This window comes from Reyranella sp. GW821-FHT14A01 (genome assembly GCF_058803965.1).
Window position 1 is genome coordinate 57,434 of sequence record NZ_JBXAPM010000001.1, and the last position, 16,872, is coordinate 74,305.

18 protein-coding genes are annotated in these 16,872 nt (G+C 66.9%); 4 read left to right on the forward strand and 14 right to left on the reverse strand.

All coding sequences use genetic code 11. The features are described from left to right. Position 1: 1 nt before the first annotated feature. Genes AC1ROX_RS00280 through AC1ROX_RS00290 form a run of 3 tightly spaced genes read right to left on the reverse strand, consistent with a single transcriptional unit; the run spans position 2 to position 3,138 of the window. Positions 2–928, reverse strand: coding sequence for an ABC transporter permease (locus tag AC1ROX_RS00280; protein WP_493121314.1), 927 nt, complete (start codon positions 926–928; stop codon positions 2–4). Positions 929–930: 2 nt separating this feature from the next. Beyond that, positions 931–1,998 (reverse strand): ABC transporter permease, encoded by a 1,068-nt coding sequence (locus AC1ROX_RS00285; RefSeq protein WP_493121316.1) that lies wholly within the window; start codon positions 1,996–1,998, stop codon positions 931–933. A gap of 27 nt (positions 1,999–2,025) precedes the next feature. Then, the gene (locus tag AC1ROX_RS00290) at positions 2,026–3,138 is read right to left on the reverse strand and encodes a BMP family ABC transporter substrate-binding protein (RefSeq protein WP_493121317.1); all 1,113 of its coding nucleotides are present in this window, start codon (positions 3,136–3,138) and stop codon (positions 2,026–2,028) included. Positions 3,139–3,352: 214 nt separating this feature from the next. Between AC1ROX_RS00290 and AC1ROX_RS00295 the strand changes: the two genes are divergently transcribed. Continuing rightward, the gene (locus AC1ROX_RS00295) at positions 3,353–4,012 is read left to right on the forward strand and encodes a GntR family transcriptional regulator (RefSeq protein ID WP_493121319.1); all 660 of its coding nucleotides are present in this window, start codon (positions 3,353–3,355) and stop codon (positions 4,010–4,012) included. Positions 4,013–4,084: 72 nt separating this feature from the next. Here AC1ROX_RS00295 and AC1ROX_RS00300 read toward each other — a convergent pair whose 3' ends face one another. The 4 genes from AC1ROX_RS00300 to rph are packed head-to-tail and all read right to left on the reverse strand — an operon-like array spanning position 4,085 to position 7,417. Beyond that, a complete protein-coding gene (locus tag AC1ROX_RS00300; protein WP_493121321.1) occupies positions 4,085–4,936 on the reverse strand; it encodes a transporter substrate-binding domain-containing protein in 852 nt (283 codons plus the stop codon). Then, positions 4,933–6,087 carry a radical SAM family heme chaperone HemW gene (gene hemW / locus AC1ROX_RS00305; RefSeq protein ID WP_493121323.1) on the reverse strand — a complete coding sequence of 385 codons (1,155 nt, stop codon included), beginning with the start codon at positions 6,085–6,087 and terminating at the stop codon, positions 4,933–4,935. Before hemW ends, AC1ROX_RS00300 begins: the two co-directional genes overlap by 4 nt. Then, the gene (rdgB, locus tag AC1ROX_RS00310; RefSeq protein ID WP_493121325.1) at positions 6,084–6,698 is read right to left on the reverse strand and encodes an RdgB/HAM1 family non-canonical purine NTP pyrophosphatase; all 615 of its coding nucleotides are present in this window, start codon (positions 6,696–6,698) and stop codon (positions 6,084–6,086) included. Before rdgB ends, hemW begins: the two co-directional genes overlap by 4 nt. Beyond that, positions 6,698–7,417: a ribonuclease PH gene (gene rph, locus AC1ROX_RS00315; protein ID WP_493121327.1), complete on the reverse strand. Its 720-nt coding sequence runs from the start codon at positions 7,415–7,417 to the stop codon at positions 6,698–6,700. Before rph ends, rdgB begins: the two co-directional genes overlap by 1 nt. Before the next feature lie 124 nt (positions 7,418–7,541). Between rph and hrcA the strand changes: the two genes are divergently transcribed. Next, on the forward strand, positions 7,542–8,645 hold the full coding sequence (hrcA, locus tag AC1ROX_RS00320) for a heat-inducible transcriptional repressor HrcA (protein WP_493121329.1): 1,104 nt from the start codon (positions 7,542–7,544) through the stop codon (positions 8,643–8,645). Positions 8,646–8,754: 109 nt separating this feature from the next. Here hrcA and AC1ROX_RS00325 read toward each other — a convergent pair whose 3' ends face one another. The 7 genes from AC1ROX_RS00325 to AC1ROX_RS00355 are packed head-to-tail and all read right to left on the reverse strand — an operon-like array spanning position 8,755 to position 15,310. After that, entirely contained in the window at positions 8,755–9,366 is a 612-nt protein-coding gene (locus AC1ROX_RS00325) for a L,D-transpeptidase family protein (RefSeq protein ID WP_493121331.1), read from the reverse strand. A gap of 56 nt (positions 9,367–9,422) precedes the next feature. Beyond that, positions 9,423–10,268, reverse strand: a complete 846-nt coding sequence (locus tag AC1ROX_RS00330) for an ABC transporter permease (RefSeq protein ID WP_493121332.1) — start codon at positions 10,266–10,268, stop codon at positions 9,423–9,425. Between the two features lie 16 nt (positions 10,269–10,284). After that, positions 10,285–11,256, reverse strand: coding sequence for an ABC transporter permease (locus AC1ROX_RS00335; RefSeq protein WP_493121334.1), 972 nt, complete (start codon positions 11,254–11,256; stop codon positions 10,285–10,287). A gap of 3 nt (positions 11,257–11,259) precedes the next feature. After that, positions 11,260–12,879 carry an ABC transporter substrate-binding protein gene (locus AC1ROX_RS00340; RefSeq protein ID WP_493121336.1) on the reverse strand — a complete coding sequence of 540 codons (1,620 nt, stop codon included), beginning with the start codon at positions 12,877–12,879 and terminating at the stop codon, positions 11,260–11,262. A 34-nt stretch (positions 12,880–12,913) separates the two neighbouring features. Then, entirely contained in the window at positions 12,914–13,918 is a 1,005-nt protein-coding gene (locus AC1ROX_RS00345) for an ABC transporter ATP-binding protein (protein ID WP_493121338.1), read from the reverse strand. Beyond that, on the reverse strand, positions 13,908–14,888 hold the full coding sequence (locus tag AC1ROX_RS00350) for an ABC transporter ATP-binding protein (RefSeq protein WP_493121340.1): 981 nt from the start codon (positions 14,886–14,888) through the stop codon (positions 13,908–13,910). The genes AC1ROX_RS00345 and AC1ROX_RS00350 overlap by 11 nt, the downstream gene beginning before the upstream one ends. Before the next feature lie 32 nt (positions 14,889–14,920). Beyond that, positions 14,921–15,310 carry a VOC family protein gene (locus AC1ROX_RS00355; RefSeq protein ID WP_493121342.1) on the reverse strand — a complete coding sequence of 130 codons (390 nt, stop codon included), beginning with the start codon at positions 15,308–15,310 and terminating at the stop codon, positions 14,921–14,923. Between the two features lie 85 nt (positions 15,311–15,395). On the opposite strand from AC1ROX_RS00355, the gene AC1ROX_RS00360 reads away from it, so the two are divergent. Beyond that, complete coding sequence (locus AC1ROX_RS00360; protein WP_493121344.1) at positions 15,396–16,100, forward strand: GntR family transcriptional regulator; 705 nt, start codon at positions 15,396–15,398, stop codon at positions 16,098–16,100. A gap of 49 nt (positions 16,101–16,149) precedes the next feature. Beyond that, complete coding sequence (locus AC1ROX_RS00365; protein WP_493121347.1) at positions 16,150–16,851, forward strand: fumarylacetoacetate hydrolase family protein; 702 nt, start codon at positions 16,150–16,152, stop codon at positions 16,849–16,851. Positions 16,852–16,872 lie beyond the last annotated feature (21 nt).

The following is a 16,872-nucleotide window of genomic DNA, read 5'->3' on the forward strand; positions in this document are numbered from 1 at the left end:
CCTACTTGACGGCGCCCAGCTCGCCCGGCGCGCCGCGCAGGCTGCGCGCGGGCGAGCAGGTGGCGATCATCAGGGCGAGGGTGAGGACGTAGGGCGCGGCGCTGAACAGGTAGTAGCCCTGCGTGACGCCGACCGACTGCAAGGCCGGGCTGATCGCGCCGGCCGCACCGAACAGCAGCGAGGCCCACAGGCAGCGGATCGGGTCCCAGCGCGCGAAGATCACCAGCGCCACGGCCATCAGGCCCTGGCCGCTCGAAAGGCCCTCGTTCCAGCTTCCGGGATAGTAGAGCGACAGGAAGGCGCCGCCGATGCCGGCGAAGGCGCCGCCGACCGCCGTCGCCACCAGCCGCACTTGACCCACCGAGGCGCCGATGGCCAATGCGGCGTCGACGCTCTCGCCCGCGAGCCGCACGATCAGGCCCCAGCGCGTGTTCTTCAGCGCCCAGGCCAGCGCGAAGGCGAGCAAAATGCCGACGATGAACAGCGGATTGACCTGCAGCGCCTGCTGCACCTGTGGGATGCTGCTCCACGCCCCGAGGTCCAGCGCGCCGAGATTGGGCGCCTTGGGCTGGATGTAGGGCTTGCCCAGGAAGAAGGCGAGGCCGGTGCCGAACAGCATCAGGCCGATGCCGGTCGCGATGTCGTTGACCTTGGGGAGCTGGCAGAGCCCGGCATGCAGCGCACCCAAGAGGAGGCCGACGCCGGCCGCGACCAGCACGCCGAGCCACGGCGAGCCGCTCAGAAGCGCCGTGCCGTAGGCGCTCATCGCGCCCATCATCAGGGTGCCTTCGAGGCCCAGGTTGATGCGGCCGCTGCGCTCGGTCAGGCATTCGCCGAGGCTCACGAAGATGAAGGGCGTGCTGACGCGGATGGCGCCGGCCAGCATGGCCAGCGGCACGCCCCAGAGTCCGAGATCGCTGCCGTCCATGTTCAGCGTCCCTCCGTGTGCCTGAAGCGCCACAGCCAGTTCCACGAGCGGCCGTACAGCGTTTCGCTCGCCAGGATGCAGACGAAGATGATGCCCTGCAGTACGACCACCGCCGCGTCCGGCAGGTCGAGCCGGCGTTGCAAGAGCCCGCCGCTGGCGCCGATGCCGCCCAGCAGGATGGCGACGGGAATGATCGCCAGCGGATGATGGCGCGCAAGGAAGGAGACCAGGATGCCGGTGAAGCCGTAGCCGACGGCCAGCGACGCGTTGGCTTTGCCGTGCACCGCCGCGACCTCGACCATGCCGGCGAGGCCCGCCGCCGCGCCGCCGGCGGCGCAGGCGATCAGCACGTAGCGGCCGACATTGAGGCCCATCATGCGCGCGGTCTTCGGGTTGCCGCCGATCACCTGCATGGCGAAGCCGAAGGTCGTGAAGCGCTGCACGACGTAGCAGAGCAGGCAGGCCACGATGCCGAAGGCGAGGCCCCAATGCACGTCGCTGCCGCCGATCGTGCCCAGCATGTTGGCGTCGCCGATCGGCGGGGTCGACGGCTTGTTGAGGCTCGTCGGGTCGCGCAGCGGGCCCTCCACGAAATGGTTCATCAGGGCGATTGCGATATAGGTCAGCAGCAGGCTGGAGATCGTCTCGTTGACGCCGCGATACTGGCGCAGGCCGCCGGCCAGCGCGATCCAGGCGCCGCCCACGATCATCGCCGCCGCCGCCATGGTGAGGTGCACGATCAGCGGTCCGGAGCCTGAGAATGCGACGCCGGCCGCCGCCGCGGCGACGCCGCCCAGGACCAGCGCGCCCTCGTTGCCGATGATGATCAGCCCGAGCCGTGCCGGCAGCGCCGTGCACAGCGCCGTCAGGATCAGCGGCGCCGCGCGGGTCAGCGTGTTCTGGAAGGAGAACCAGCTGCCGAACGCGCCCTGGTACATGAGCGCATAGGCCTCGAACGGATCGACGCCGGCATAGAGGATCAGCAGCAGGCCGAAGATCACCGCCGACGCCAGCAGGGCCAGCGCCGAGACGGCGATTCGTTCGAGGGCGGTGCCTATGCCCGTACTCACACTGGGCTCCCAGTACGCGCGGCGCCCTTAGGACGTCGCGCCCAGAACGCCTTCGACCAGGTAGTTCATGCCCTCGAGCTTGGGCTCGGTCTGGGTGTAGGCCGTGCCGCCGTCGATGACGGTGTTGCCCTTGTTGTCCTTCAGCGGGCCCTTGAAGATCGCGAAGCTGCCGTCGATGATTCCCTTCTTCGCTTCCTCGACCTTGGCCTTGGCCGCGTCCGACACGGCCGGACCGAAGGGCGAGTTCTTGACGTAGCCTGCCTTGAGGCCGCCGCGCACGAAGTTGCCCGGAACGCCGCCCTTCTTCATCGTCTCGACGAAGTCGACGTAGATCTTCTCCCATTGCCACTCGGCGCCGGTGAGATAGCCCTTGGGCGCGAGCTTGGCCTGGTTGGTGTGATAGCCACAGGTGTAGATGCCGGCGCGCTCGGCGGTCTCGATCACCACCTTCGGGCTGTCGACATGGCAGGTCACGACATCGACGCCCTGCGCGATCATCGAGTTGGTCGCCTCGGCTTCCTTGACGGGCATCGACCAGTCGCCGGTGAAGATCGCCTGGCAGGTGACCTTGGGATTGACCGAACGCGCACCCAGGGTGAAGGCGTTGATGTTGCGCAGCACCTGGGGGATCGGCTTGGCGGCGACGAAGCCGATCTTGCCGCTCTTGGTGGTCGAGCCGGCGGCGATGCCGCTGAGATACTGGGCCTCGTCGATGTAGCCGAAGTAGCTGCCGGTGTTCATCGGGTTCTTGGCCTGGTTCCACAGGCCGCCGCAGTGGCGGAACTGGACCTTCGGGTACTTGGCGGCCATGCGCAGCATGTGCGGGTCGAAGTAGCCGAACGAGGTCGGGAACAGCAGCGTGGCGCCGTCCATGTTGATCATGCTCTCCATCGATTTCTCGACGGCGACGGTCTCGGGCACCTTCTCTTCCTCGACGACCTTCACGCCGGCCATCTTCTTCAGGACGGCCGCACCCTCGGCATGGGCCTGGTTGTAGCCGTAGTCGTCGCGCGGGCCGACATAGATGAAGCCGACCACCAAGGGCTTCTGCGCCATCGCGCCGCCCGCGAGACCGAGCGCCGCTGCGCTGGCTGCACCACCGAGAAGTGCCCGTCGGCCGATATTGAACTTGTCGATCATGGAACGTCCCCCTTGCTCGCGTGTCCGGGCGTCGCGGCCCGAAGGGAGAACAGCAAGCGGTGTGCCACGCCTCGGAGGCCCTAAAAGCGCGTGAATCCGCGCAGAAATCGCAGTTCGTCAGGTCAAATTGTATGCAATTTTAGTCAAATGCATTCTTTTTGATCATGATTGAGTGCACGATCTGCTTTGGCATCCATCTTGTATGCAAACCGGCATGAGCACCGACACCAACCCGACTCTGGCCGACAAGCTCGCCGCGGCGATCGCCGACGGCATCCTCAACGGCACCTTGCCGCCCGGCGAACGGCTCGATGAGGTGGGCCTGGCCGAACAGCATGGCGTCTCGCGCACCCCGGTCCGCGAGGCGCTGCGCCAGCTTGCGTTGAGCGGCCTGATCGACATGCGCCCGCGCAAGGGCGCGATCGTCTCCAAGGCGACACCCGAGGAGATCGAGAGCCTGTTCGTGGCGATGGCCGAGATCGAGGCGACCTGCGCCCGGCTCGCCGCCATGAGCATGACGCCGATCGAGCGGCGGCGGCTGCAGGCGCGGCACGAATCGATGATGGCGCTGGCCGCGGCGGGCGAGACCGAGGCCTATTCGGATGCCAACGTCGCCTTCCATTCGGCGATCTATGCCGGCGCGCACAATGCGCCGCTGGCCGACTATGCGATGAGCCTGCGCCGCCGCGTCGGCCCGTTCCGCCGCGCCCAGTTCCGCATGGACGGCCGCCTGCTGCGCTCCAACCAGGAACACGACGCCGTCGTCCGCGCCATCCTCTCCGGCGACGCCGCCGGCGCCCACGCCGCGATGATCCACCATGTCAGCCTGGTCGAGGACGCCTTCGAGGCTTTTGCTGCGATCAATGCGGCTTAGTCATTGCAGCGCGCCACTCCAGTGGCGCCTCATGAATCATGATTGCGCCACTGGAGTGGCGCGCTCCATTGATCAGTTCAGTGCGAACGGGAAATACTTCTCGTTGAGCTTCTTGTAGGTGCCGTCGGTCATCATCTCGCCGAAGGCCTTGTTGAGCGCCTCGCGCAGCTTGATGTCTTCCTTGCGCAGGCCCGCGGCGACGCCGACGCCGAGGGTCTGCGTGTCCTTGATGTCCTGGCCGACCAGTTCGCAGCATTTGCCTTCGGGTTTCTGGCTCCACAGCCAGAGCTGCGCCTTGTCGCCGAACACTGCGTCGAGCTCGTCGTTGGCGAGCGCGGTCATCGCTTGCTGGATCGTGTCGTAGCGCTTCAGCTGGGCGGAGCGGCGGAAGCTCTTGTCGGCCCAGTCGGCATGCATGGAATCGCGCTGGATGCCGATGCGCTTGTTGCGCAGCAGAGACGGCGGCCCGTCGAACGGCGCGCCCTTGGCGGCGATGAAAGCGCCGGGCGAGAGATAGTAGCGGCGCGACAGGCCCATGCGCTTGCGCCGCTCGCTGGTCACTTCCATCGACGACATGATGATGTCGAACTTCTTGTCGATCAGGCCGGGGATCAGCTCGTCCCACTTCAGCGCGACGAACTCGCACTCCGCCTTGATGCGCTGGCAGGCCTCCTGCGCCAGCTCCATCTCGAAGCCGGCGGGCATGCCCTTGCGGTCGAGATAGTTGAAGGGCGGGAAAGCCGCCTCGGTGGCGATGGTGATCTTGAAGGCGGGCGGCGTGAACGGCGACTTGGGTCCCGGCTTGGCGGCGGCCGGTGCCGCGGCGGGCTTGGCCGGCGGTTTCTGCGGTTGCGGCTGTGGCTGCTGCGCCGACGCGACGCCCGTCATGGCCAGCAGCGTGAGGAGACCGACCAGCAGCCTCATGCGACCAGCCGCTCCAGCAGGGCGTTGAGCCGCTGGCGTCCTTCGGAGGTGGCGCGCAGATGCGTGGCGTCGATCTCCAGGAAACCCGCGCGGACCAGTGGCGCGAGCCGTGCCTCGTCGAGCGCTTCCACCGGATCGACACCGGCGACGGACGCAAAGGTGGCGCGGTCGATGCCGTCGGCCAGCCTCAGTCCCATCATCAGCGCCTCCTCCACCAGGTCCTGCCCCTCGACCGTCGACGTCTCCGCCGTACCGTGGCCCGTCCGCTCGACCGCTTCCAGCCAGGCTTCCGGACCACTCGACCGCCGGGTTGCCCGCTTGGCAGCTCCCTCGGCGAAGCGGCCGTGCGCGCCCGGTCCGATGCCGACGTAATCCTGATACCGCCAATAGATCAAATTATGGCGGCAAGCAGCTCCCGGCCGCGCGTGGTTGGAAATCTCGTAGGCCGGCAGGCCGGCTTGTTCGAGCCGCGCCTGCGTCTGCTCGAACATGGCGGCCGACGCTTCCTCGTCGGGCAGCACGAAGTTCCCGCGCGCGTGATCGGTGAAGAAGCGCGTCCCGCGCTCGATGGTGAGCTGGTAGAGCGACAGATGCTCGCCGGCCAGAGCGAGCGCCCGCTCCAGCTCCTCGGCCCAGGCCTCCGGCGTCTGGCCGGGCCGCGCGTAGATCAGGTCGAAGGAATAACGCGAGAAGTGGCGGCGTGCGGTGGCCAGTGCCTCAAGCGCCTCGTCGCGCGAATGTTCGCGGCCGAGGAAATTCAAGGAGGCCGCGTCGAGCGCCTGCACGCCCAGCGACACGCGGTTGACGCCGGCTTCGGCCAAAGCGGCGAAGCGGCTGGCCTCGACCGAGGTCGGATTGGCCTCCAGGGTGATTTCGATCTCAGGCGCGCTGTCCCAGAGCTGCTTCGTGCGCGCGATCAACGCGGCGACGGTCTCGGGCTCCATCAGCGAGGGCGTGCCGCCGCCGAAGAACATCGTCTCGACGCGGCGTCCCGGCGCTTCGCGCGCGGCATGTTCCAGCTCGCGCAGCAGCGCCGCCCGCCACCGCGCCTGCTCGACGCCCTCGCGGACATGGCTGTTGAAATCGCAGTAGGGGCACTTCGACTTGCAGAAGGGCCAGTGGACATAGACGCCCAGGGGCGCCGCGCTCATCCGAAACAGGCCTCGACCATCATCCGGAAGGCCCGCCCGCGATGGCTGATGACGTTCTTCTCGGTGTCCGACATCTCCGCCGTCGTGCGCGTGTCACCGACGGGTTGAAAGCAGGGATCGTAGCCGTGACCGCCCGTCCCGCGCGGCGGCCAGACGATCGCGCCGTCGAGCGTGCCGTGGAACAGCTCGACATGCTCGTCGGGCCAGGCCAGCGCCAGCACGCAATGGAAGGTCGCAACGCGCGCCGCGTCGGTCTGCGGCACGCTGCGCGCGGCCAGCTCGTCCTGGATGCGGCGCATGCCGACCATGGCGTCGCGCGTCGGCCCTTCCCAGTCGGCGGTGTAGACGCCGGGCTGGTGACCCAGCGCGTGCACGCTGAGGCCGGAATCGTCGGCCAGCGCCGGCAGGCCGCAGCCGCGCGTCGCCGCCAGCGCCTTCAGCTTGGCGTTGTCCTCGAAGGTCGTGCCGGTCTCGTCGGGCGCCGGCAGGCCGAGATCGGCCGCCGAGACGATCTCGACGCCGAACGGCGCCAGCATGCTGCGGATCTCGCCCGCCTTGCCGCGATTGTGGGTCGCCACAACGAGCTTCGGCAGGACGAAGCGGCGCGCCATCAGTCGAGTCCGACCGCGGCGCGCTGCAGCTTGGTCAGCTCGCCGATGCCCGTCTTGGCGAGCTTCAGCAGGTCGAGGAACTGCGCCTCCGAGAACGGATCCTGCTCGGCCGTGCCCTGGATCTCGACGATGCCGCCGGTCCCCGTCAGCACGAAATTGGCGTCGGCGTCGGCCTTGGAATCCTCCGGATAGTCGAGGTCGAGCACGGGGGTGCCCTGCCAAAGTCCGCATGACACCGCCGCGACCGTGCCCGACAGCGGGCTGGCCGCCAGCTTGCCGTCCTTGACCAGGCGCTCATAGGCGAAATGCAGCGCCACCCAGGCACCGGTGATGCTGGCGGTGCGCGTGCCGCCATCGGCCTGCAGCACGTCGCAGTCGATGTTGATCTGGCGCTCGCCCATGGCCTGCAGGTTCACGACGGCGCGCAGCGAGCGGCCGATCAGGCGCTGGATTTCCTGCGTACGTCCCGACTGCTTGCCGCGCGCGGCCTCACGGTCCGTGCGGGTATGGGTCGAGCGCGGCAGCATGCCGTATTCGGCGGTCACCCAGCCCTTGCCGCTGTTGCGCATCCACGGCGGCACCTTTTCGTCCACCGAGGCCGTGCAGAGCACGTGCGTGTCGCCGAACTTCACCAGGCACGACCCCTCGGCGTGACGGGAAAAGCCGGGTTCGAGCGAAACCGGGCGAAGCTGGTCGGGGGCGCGGCCTGATGGGCGCATTTAAATTACTCCTGAGGGGCGGGCGGGCGGTGTGTACCGCTGGGAAGGGGGCGAATCCAGCCGCCATCCCGCATTCCAGACGGCGTTCATTGACCCTGCGGTCCGCACTACCTACATTTTTTCCATGGCGATCCACCGCATCGGCATGCCCGGGGGCGCCCTTGCCGATACCCCGACAGGACGACAGGCCGCCTCCGTGGCGGAACTGAACGAGCGCGCGCGCGAGGTGCTGCGCCATGTCGTGGAGGGCTATGTCGAGACCGGCGAGCCCGTGGGCTCGCGCGCGCTGACCCGCAAGCTCACCGAGACCCTGTCGCCGGCCACCATCCGCAACATCATGGCAGACCTGCAGGATGCCGGCCTGCTCTATGCGCCGCACACCTCTGCGGGCCGCCTGCCGACCGATGCCGGGCTGAAGCTGTTCGTGAACGGCCTGCTCGAGGTCGGCAATGTCTCCGAGGAGGAGCGCGAATCGATCGAGGCGCGCTGCGCTCCGTCGGGCCGCAGCGTTACCGAGGCGCTGGAGCAGGCGACCGCGATGCTGTCGGGCCTGTCGCGCTGCGCCGGCCTGGTGATGGCGCCCAAGACCGAGCAGCCATTGAAGCATATCGAGTTCGTCAATCTCGGCCCCGGCCGCGCGCTGGTCGTCACGGTGACGCAGTCGGGCCATGTCGAGAACCGCGTGATCGACACGCCCATCGGCATGCCGCCCTCGGCGTTGACCGAGGCGACCAACTATCTCAACGCACGGCTGAGTGGCCGCACCTTCGACGAGGCGCGGCGGCTGATCCTGGAAGACATCAAGCTGAAGCGCGCCGAGCTGAACGACCTCACCGCACGCGTGATCGAATCGGGACTGGCGACCTGGTCCGGCGAGCCGGGCGGCGGCGCGCTGATCGTGCGCGGCCAGGCGCGCCTGCTCGAGGACATCACGGCGATCGAGGACCTGGAGCGGGTGCGGATCCTGTTCGACGCGCTGGAGCGCGGCGAGAGCTTCGTGCGCCTGCTCGAACTCGCCAACACCGCGTCGGGCGTTCAGATCTTCATCGGCGCCGACAATCCGCTGTTCGCCAACACCGGCTGCTCGATGGTGGTCGCCCCGTTCCGCGATTCGCAGGAGCGCATCCTGGGCGCGATCGGCGTGATCGGCCCCACGCGACTCAACTACGCGCGGATCATTCCGCTGGTCGACTACACCGCGCGAGCGATTGGGCGGGTGGTTGGTTAAGGCATCATTGTCATCCCGAGCGTAAGCGAGGGACCTTTGCGCTGAAGCAGTTAAAGGTCCCTCGCTTACGCTCGGGATGACAAATTTGCCTGCAATTGCAGTCAGCGCTTCACCAATCCTTTTCGTCGAAATCCTCGAACTGTTTCAGACGCTCGTCTTCCTCCGAGCGCGGTTGCGCCTCTTCGTTGGCGGCGTGTGAGAGCACGCGCAGGCGGGTGTCGCGGGTGATGAGCGGCAGCAGTTCCAGAAGATCCTCGCGTGAGAAGGCGACGCAACCTTGCGTGCCGGCGTAATCGTCGCGCGCGATGTGGAGGAAGATGGCGCTGCCCCATTCGCCTTCCGGCGGATCGTCGTTGTAGCCGACCACGACGACGAGATCGTAGAGCCCGTCCTCGCGCCACATCTTCTCGGCGCTCCACTCGTTGGGGATGTTGACCAGGCGATTGTAGGTCGGCGAGCGCGGGTCGTCGCACCAGCCGTCATGCTCGCTGATCGGCCGCGCTGGCAGGGCGACCTTGGGCAGGACCACCAGGTCGTTGCGATAATAGATGCGGCGCAGCGGAAACTCGCCGACCGGCGTCGCCGAATCGCCCTCGACCTTGTCTTCGCGCACGCCGCCTGCGCCCACGCAGCAGCGCCAGCGTCGCTCGCCCAGGGTGGCCCAGCCCAGCGCGGTATCGGCCGAATCGGCCTGCACGATCAGCACATTTTCGTCGGTCATGTTCTGGAACTCCGGCGGCCTTCATAGAGGGTTGGACGCCGGGGCGAAAGCGAGGGTCAGGTCCGAAGCCGCGGATTGAGCGCGTCGTTCAGCCCGTCGCCGGTCAGGTTGAGGGCCAGGGTGGTCGCGAACAGAGCGAGGCCCGGAAAGGCCGCCATCCACCAGGCGCGATTGAAGTATTCCTGTGCGTTGTGGAGCATGATGCCCCAGCTCATGGCGTCGGGATCGCCGAGGCCCAGGAAGCTGAGACTGGCCTCGAGCAGGATGGCGCCCGAGATCTGCAGGCTGGCATTGACGATGATCGGCGGCAGCGCGTTGGGCAGGATCTCACGCACGATCAGGTCGAAGTCCGACATGCCGAGCGCCCGGGCGGCATCGACGAACTCGCGCTTGCGCAGGGAGAGGAACTCCGCGCGCAGCAACCGTGCCGTCACCGGCCAGGTCAGGATGCCGATCACGAACACGATGTTCCAGATGCTCGACCCGAACAGCGCGACGACGATAATGGCCAGGAAGAACTGCGGCAGGATCTGGAACATCTCGGTGACGCGCATCAGGATATTGTCGGTGCGGCCGCCGAAATAGCCGGCGATGGCGCCGACCGTGAGGCCGATGGCGTTCGACGTGAGGACGGCGCAGAGGCCCACGATGAGCGACGTGCGCGTGCCCAGGATCATGTTGCTCAGCACGTCGCTGCCCAGGCTGTCGGTGCCGAGAATGTGCCCCGCGCTGGGGGGCTGGAACGCCGGGCCCATGTCCATCATGCCGTAGGGCGCCAGCAGCGGCGCGAAGACCGCGATGGCGACGAACAGCGCCGCGCCGGCCAGCCCGAACAGTGCCGTCTTCTTGCGCCGGAAGCGCATCCAGACCTGGTACGACGGGCGGACTCGTGCGGGCACCATGGCGGCCGGCGCTTCCCTATTGGTAGCGGATGCGGGGATCGAGGAGGGCATAGAGCAGGTCGGTCACGAGGTTGCCGATCGCCACCAGCAGGGAGATGAAGATGAACATCCCCATGAGCAGCGGATAGTCGCGCGCATTGATCGCGTCGAAGGTGAGCCGCCCGAGGCCCGGCCAGGCGAAGACGGTCTCGGTCAGCACGGCGCCGGCGATCAGCGCGCGGAACTCGAGGCCGATCACGGTGACGACCGGCAGCAGCGCGTTGCGCAGCGCGTGCCGGATCATCACCCTGTTCTCGGAGAGGCCCTTGGAACGCGCGACCTTGATGTATTCCTGGCCGACCACCTCGAGCAGGCTGCCGCGCGTCAGGCGCAGGATCAGCGCGAGATTGTAGAGGGTGAGGGTCAGCACCGGCAGGATCATGTGGTGGGCGACGTCGAGCACGTGGTCGAAGCCCGTGTAGCCGGCACGCAGGTTGACCATGCCCTGGATGGGCAGCCAGTCGAGGTAGTAGCCGAAACCCAGGATCAGCAGCTGGCCCAGCCAGAAGACCGGGATGGCGAAGCTCGCCAGCGAGAAGACGGTGATCGTGTTGTCGAGCAGCGAGTTGGGCCGCCGCGCCGACAGGACACCCAGCGTGATGCCGAGCGAGATCGAGAAGACGAGCTGGCTGCCCATCAGCAGCAGGGTCGCCGGCAGCCGGTCGAGGATCAGTTCGAGCACCGGCGTGTTCGACGCGAACGAATAGCCGAGATTGCCGCTCGCGACCTGGCCGAGATAGCGCAGGAGCTGGATGTAGAGCGGCCGGTCGAGCCCCATCTCGGCCGTCATGCGCGCGATCATCTCCTTGTCGGCGCCGGATTCGCCGATGATGTAATCGACCGGATTGCCCGGCGCGAGATGCACGAGCACGAAGACGATGGTCACCGCGCCCAGCAGCAGCGGGACCGTGTAGAGCAGCCTCTGCAGCAGATAGAAGCCGACGGTCATGCGCTACTTGATCCAGCGCGTCTGGTCGAACGGACCGTAGCCTGTCGGATCGCCCGGCAGGCCGGTGAGGTTGGCGTTGAAGGCCACCGGATAATAGCGATCCCACAGCCAGAAATGCGGCAGGTCCTCGGTCAGGATCTTCGTCGCTTCATGGTAGAGCGTGACGCGCTTCTTCTCGTCGAGCTCCTGTCCCGCGGCGGCGAACAATTCGTCGACCTTGGGATTGCAGTAGCCCGAGGCGTTGCGGCCGGGGATCTTCTCGATGCGCTTGCAGATATAGAAAGTCTCCGCGCCGATCGCCGGATCAGGCCCCGTCGCGTAGGTGCCCATGGTGAGATCGAAGTCCCAGTTGCGGAACGCCGAATCGCGCCAGGCCGCCGGGTCCATGCCCATGACCTTGAGGTCGACGCCGATCTTGGCGAAATAGGTGCGCATCAGGCGCGCCACGTTGTTCAGCGGTCCCTCGGATTGCGAGAAGCTGACGCGGAGCGAGAAGCGGTTGCCGTTCGCGCCGCGCGGAAAGCCGGCCTCGTCCAGCATCTTCTCGGCGCGCGCCGGATCGTAGGGATAGGGCCGGCCGTCTGCCGTGTAGAAGATCGGCTGTTCCGACGAGATCGGCCCGGCCGACACCTTGCCGAAGCCGAAGCCCGCCTTGGCCAGCATCTCGTCGCGGTTCATCGCGTAGAACAGCGCCTGGCGCACTTCCTTCTTGTTCAGCGGGGCGTTGCGCGTGTTGATGAAGGCCATGTACTCGCCGGCGATCTGGCGCTTGGCGATGGCAATCTTGATCTTCGGGTTGCCCTTCAGGCGTTCCACCTCGGCGAGCGACATCGAGTAGTAGGGGATGAAATCGATGTCGCCCTTCTCCAGCGCCAGCGCCCGCGCGGCCTCATTGGGAATGACCTGGAACACCAGCCGGTCGAGCAAGGGGCGGTTCTCGAGGTGGAACTTCGGATTGCGCAGGAAGGTGACGTGGCTGCCCTTGCGGTATTCCTGGAAGATGAACGGGCCGGTGCCCACCGGCCTGAGGTTCGCCGGATTCTTCCGCGGGTCCTCGCCGGTGTCGAAGATGTGCTTGGGAATGATCGTCGAGCTGTTGAAGTAGGCCAGCCCGCGCAGCAGCGGCGGATAGGGATACTTCAGCTTGAACACGGCGGTGAGCTTGTCGGTCGCCGTCATCGATTCGACCGCCTCGAACAGGCCCGAGGCGGGGCCGTTGTACTTGCGGTTGACGTTCCAGAGACCCCAGGTCACGTCCTCCGCGGTGAACGGCTTGCCGTCGTGCCAGGTGATGTTGTCGAAGAAGCGGAACGTGTAGGTCAGGCCGTCGGGCGAGATTTCCCACTGCTTCGCGAGATAGGGCTGCACGTTGCCATCGTCATCGAGGCGGACGACCGTGCTGTAGACCTGCCCGCACATGTTGCTCGACGCGATGTCGGTCGTGATCGAGGAGTTGATGACCTCGACGTCGCCGGGAAGTGCCACGACCATGGTGCCGCCCTTCTTGCCGGCCTGCGCATGGGCGCGCGGGACGATGGCCGATGTTGCGCCGGCGCCCACGGCGGCAAGGCCGAACATCGCGAGGATCTGGCGTCTCGAGGCGGGCAGGCGGTGCGACGGCATCGTCATCTCCTCAGATGGGGCAGGACACGGCAGGTCAGTGCGCTGCGGCGGGCGTTGCCGCCGCGAGGGTGAGCGGGAAGTGGCAGGCGACCGCGCGTTCCGGCGCGATCTCCTGCAGCGGTGGCGTTTCGCGGGAGCAGACGTCCTGGCGGTGCGGGCAGCGCGGATGGAAGGCGCAGCCCGACGGTGGACGCAGCGGCGACGGCGGATCGCCCGCGAGGATGATGCGCTTGCTGGCGGCCCCGACGCTGGGTCGCGGCACGGCCGACAGCAGGGCCTCGGTGTAGGGATGCGCGGGGGCGGCAAACAGCTCTGCGGTCGGCGCCAGCTCGACGATGCGGCCGAGATACATCACGCCGACCCGGTCGCTGACGTGACGGACGACGCCCAGATTGTGCGAGATGAAGATGTAGGTGAGGCCGAGGCGCCGCTGCAGCGACACCAGCAGATTGAGGATCTGCGCCTGGATCGAGACGTCGAGCGCCGACACGGCTTCATCGGCCACGATGAACTTGGGATCGAGAGCCAGGGCGCGCGCGATGCCGATGCGCTGGCGCTGGCCGCCGCTGAACTCGTGCGGGAAGCGGTCGTAATGCTCGGGCCGCAGCCCGACCAGCGACAGCAGCTCCTCGACCTTGCGCCGTCGCTCCGCACCCTTGTGCAGGCCATGCACGCGGAAGGCATCGCCGATGATCGCGCCCACGGCCTTGCGCGGATTGAGCGAGGAATAGGGATCCTGGAAGATGATCTGCATGTCGCGGCGCAGGCGGCGCATCGCCGGCTTGCCGAGGGTCAGCAGATCCTGCCCGTCGAACACGATCCGGCCGCCCGTCGGCTCCTCGAGCCGGAGCAGGCAGCGGCCGAGCGTGCTCTTGCCGCAACCTGATTCGCCCACCAGGCCCAAGGTCTCGCCCTTGCGCACGCTGAGGCTCACGCCGTCGACGGCCTTGACCGAATCGTTGGAGCGGTTGAACAGCCGCCCGCGCACGGGAAAGTGCTTCTTCAGCCCTTCGATCGTGAGCAGCGCGTCAGGCGACATGGAGCCAGCACCTCACATCGTGCGTGGTCCCGACGGGGCTGAGCGGCGGCTCTTCGAGGCGGCAGCGCTCATGGACCTTGGGGCAACGATCCTGGAAGGCGCAGCCCACGGGGAGGTCGTGGATGTTCGGCACCATGCCGGCGATGGCCGGCAGCATCCGGTCCGGCGACGGCGGCTCGTCCATGCGCGGGATCGAGGCCATCAGCCCTTCGGTGTAGGGATGCAGCGGCTGTTCGAACAGTGACGCCACGTCGGCATGCTCGACGATCTGGCCGGCGTACATGACCGCCACGCGCTGGGCCATTTCCGCCACGACGCCGAGATCGTGGGTGATCAGCAGGATCGAGATGCCCGAATCGCGCTGCAGGCCGCGCATCAGTTCGAGGATCTGCGCCTGGATGGTGACGTCGAGCGCCGTCGTGGGCTCGTCGGCGATCAGCATGCGCGGCCCGCAGGCGAGCGCGATGGCGATCATCACCCTCTGGCGCATGCCGCCGGAAAGTTCGTGAGGAAACTGGGAGATGCGCCGGCCCGGCTCGGCGATCCCGACCTTCGCCAGCATGTCCGTCGCATAGGCCAGCGCCTCGCGCGGCGGCAGGCCACGATGCAGGCGGACGACCTCGGCAATCTGTTCGCCGATCCGGAGGACGGGATTGAGCGAGGTCATCGGCTCCTGAAAGATCATGGAGATGCGGTTGCCGCGAATGCGGCGCATCTCCTCTTCCCCGGCCGAGGCAAGATCCGTTCCCTCGAAGACGATCCGGCCCTGCACGATGCGGCCGGCCGGCTGCTGGATCAGGCGCAGGATCGACTGCGCCGTCACGCTCTTGCCCGATCCCGATTCGCCGACGAGGCCCAGCGTCTCGCCCCTGCCGATCGACAGGTCCACGCCCCTGACCGACTTCGCGACCTTGTCGTCGACGAAGAAGTAGGTGTGCAGATCCTCGATGTTCAGCAGGACGTCGCTCACGGGCGTCTCGTCGGTCGGATTTACGGGCCGTCCTAGCTGCGGCCGGGTTCGGGCTCGCCGCGCTCGGAGTCGCTCAGCTGCAGGCGCCAGCCGTCGGGATCGCGCAGCAGGGCGTTCTTGCGGCCGGTGGCGCGCGACGGGTGGACGTCCTTGTGGAATTTGATGCCCTTGGAGACGAGGTCGGCGTGGGTCTTGTCGATGTCGATGACCTTGAAGGAGATGTGATTGATGCCGGGATTCTCCTCGGTCATGCACGAGTGAATCTCGAAGATCGGCGAATTCTCGCCCGGCATCTGCAGCTCGGCCGAGCCGCCATGATGGTCGGTCCAGGTCAGAAGCTTGAAGCCAAGCTTTTGATAAAACTCAACAAATTCCTTCACGTCGTTCACGACGAGTTCGATGTGGTCGATGCCGACAATCATGCGTTACTCCCTCGATGTGCGATTGCGCATTGTCGACAATCTATAATTTACCAATTGGTGTCAATCGACTAGTGTGCCGCCCGAAATGACTGCGTTGAAAATCGCCAAGCGGCCTTCCCTCGTCTCGCTCGTCTTCGACGAACTCGAGCGCATGATCATGGACGGCACCCTGAAGCCGGGTGATCCGATCAACGAAAAGGCCCTCAGCGACACCAATGGCCTGAGCCGCGCGCCGATCCGCGAGGCCTGCCGGCGGCTGGAGCAGGCCGGGCTGGTGGAGATCATCACCAACCGCGGCGTCTTCGTGCGCAAGATCTCGCGGCGTTCGGCGGAGGAGCTGTGCGAGATCAAGCTCGTGCTGAACCGCCACATCAACAGGCTGATCCTGGAGCGCATCAAGCCGGCGCAGGTCACGGCGTTGCGTGCGCTCGTGGACAAGATCGAGCAGCAGGCGAGGGTCGGAAACCTGTCGCGCTACTACGCGCTGAACGAGGAATTCCATCACAGCCTGATCGACATCGCGGGCAACGAACGCCTGTCGGAAATCTACAAGGGCCTGAACAAGGAGCTGAACCTGTTCCGCTGGCGCGCCTTCCGCGAGGCGCCGGCGCTGGAGGATTCCATGTCGGCGCACCAGGAGATCATCAACGCGCTGGCCGCCGGCGACGAGGAGACCTTCTGCCGTGTGGTCGAAGAGCATCTCGTCGCGACCAACCGGCGGATCCTGTCGCGGGATCTCGCCGACGATGTGCCGGATACCGCGCCGCGGCGTATCGCGGCCAGCGGCTGACGCGTTCCACGAGTTTCCGGTCCACGCATTTCAATGGGAGAGTGAAGAAATGGCTTATGTCGTTACGCCGCCGGCCACGGTCGGCGTGCCGGTCCACGGTACCGGCGACCTGTTCCCGGTGCGCCGCATCTTCTGCGTCGGCCGCAACTACGCCGCCCACGCGCGCGAGATGGGACACGATCCCGATCGCGAGCCGCCCTTCTTCTTCACCAAGCCGGCCGACGCGATCGTGATCTGCGCCGATCCGAAGAACCCGACCAAGGTCGCCTATCCGCCGGCCACCAAGAACCTGCACCACGAGATGGAGCTGGTCGTTGCGATGAAGTCGGGCGGCGCGAACATCCCGGTCGAGAAGGCGCTGGAGCACGTCTATGGCTACGGCGTCGGCCTCGACATGACGCGCCGTGACCTGCAGAACCAAGCCAAGGACATGGGCCGCCCCTGGGACATGGGCAAGGGCTTCGACCAGTCCGCGCCGATCGGCGAGATCTATCCCGCCGCCACGATCGGCCATCCCGCCAAGGGCACCATCCAGCTCGACGTGAACGGCAAGACCCGCCAGAAGTCGGACCTCAACGCGCTCATCTGGAGCGTCCCCGAGACGATCTCCTACCTGTCGGGCCTCGTCGAACTGGCCACCGGCGACCTGATCTACACCGGCACGCCCGACGGCGTGGCCGCGGTGGTGAAGGGCGACACGCTGTCCGGCTTCGTCGACGGCTGCGGCACGGTGACGTGCGTTTTGGTCTAGTGCTGGGGGCGCGCCACTGCG